This window comes from Allorhodopirellula solitaria (assembly GCF_007859855.1).
Taxonomy (GTDB): domain Bacteria; phylum Planctomycetota; class Planctomycetia; order Pirellulales; family Pirellulaceae; genus Rhodopirellula; species Rhodopirellula solitaria.
The window spans coordinates 1-1308 of the sequence record NZ_SJPK01000061.1 but is presented as its reverse complement, the minus strand read 5'-3'; the positions used below and the strand labels follow the sequence as shown (position 1 = coordinate 1308).

Genomic DNA, 1308 nt, shown 5'->3' with positions numbered 1-1308 from the left:
CAAGGACTAGCAAGTCTTGAGACGATTTGGAGCAAGTTTGCTTCCAAGAAGCGAACCGCCTAGTGCGGACCCGCATGCTAGGTGGTGTGGGAGGGGTCCGCAGTAATGCGGCCCCTATCCCGATCATTGTTACGACTTCTCGGCTTTCGCCCATGGAACAAAGGCAACCAGTGTCTGCTCATTGATCAATCCCGTGACCAGCATCGAAGTACCAAGCATTCCAAAGAAAGACAATGTTAGGTACATCGGTTCCTTTTCGAACTGTGTAAAGCGACCGAGAAGGAATGTGACGAGAAAGGCAATGAGTACCGAAACAACAAAAAGTGACAGGCGAATAATCACTTGTTTCGCTTCTGCCGGCAGTTCATTGGTCGTTTTCTTCTCGGACGGTGCATCAGCATCGTCATCCTGGTAAAGAGTTGAGGTATCGAAACGCTCGATTCTGTTGGAGTAAACAATCAGAAAAGTGGCGGCTAAGGCGACCAGTCCGCATCCGAAAGCGATTCCAGAGCGAATCATCGGGATAGCATGCGTCTCTGGCTCTGGTGGATGTCCGGCAATCGCGTATAGCGCAGTGATTGCGATGAGTGACACGCCAAGTTTCTTCGTGTGTGCCTTTCGCAGAGCACAGAAAATGACCCCGACCCACATCGCGGGTATCAGGAGGCAAAAGCCGATGATGGTTGCTATACCCAGGCCAACGACAAATTTCGTTGCGGAGGCGTTCTCCGGTAACAGCAGTGATTTTGTTTCTCCGGAGTCTTCAGGCGCAACCAGCAGACTAACGGGTGCCACCGCAGCGAAGACGACAAGCTCAAGGAAGGCGACGACATGCATCGCCGTATTGAACCATCGCAGATTTTCACGAGACATCTGAATCATTGACGATTTTGTTTTTTGTCGTAACGGTTGCCGTCACCTAGGACGGACGATTGATTTTCCATTGGTATAATCGCGCAAGCCGTCCTTAGGTGCACGGCTTGGTTCTGGCTTTCTTTCGTGCTCGTGCTCAGCATCGCGGTGCTCGTGCTCGTAATCGTTCCCCAGTTCATAGTCTACCGACGGCTCCCTAACGCCGTCAAACTTCATCGCCATTCGAGTTAGCATCGAGACAATTCGTTTGAGCTTCCGTTTCAGTTCTCGACTCGCCACGTCCTCCAAATCGTCCGTCGCAACCAGAACATCTTGAATCGCAGCACATTCAAACGCAGATCCGCGAGCAATGTCGAAAAATCGAGCACGATCTTTCAAGCTGCGCTTGCCGTTACCCTCGGCGATGTTCAGCGGAATCGATTGAGCAGCGCGAAG

General features: G+C 51.7%; 2 protein-coding genes. Both read right to left on the bottom strand.

Features of this window, described 5'->3' with window-relative positions:
- Positions 1 to 129: 129 nt before the first annotated feature.
- Positions 130 to 882 carry a hypothetical protein gene (locus tag CA85_RS24630; RefSeq protein ID WP_146394399.1) on the bottom strand — a complete coding sequence of 251 codons (753 nt, stop codon included), beginning with the start codon at positions 880 to 882 and terminating at the stop codon, positions 130 to 132.
- A gap of 33 nt (positions 883 to 915) precedes the next feature.
- Positions 916 to 1308: four helix bundle protein (locus CA85_RS24625; RefSeq protein WP_146394397.1), on the bottom strand; the 393-nt coding region annotated here is incomplete at its 5' end.

Bases quoted from the DNA above. Each gene is read 5' to 3' on its own strand.
- CA85_RS24630 (WP_146394399.1), bottom strand. From the start codon at position 882: ATGATTCAGATGTCTCGTGAAAATCTGCGATGGTTCAATACGGCGATG.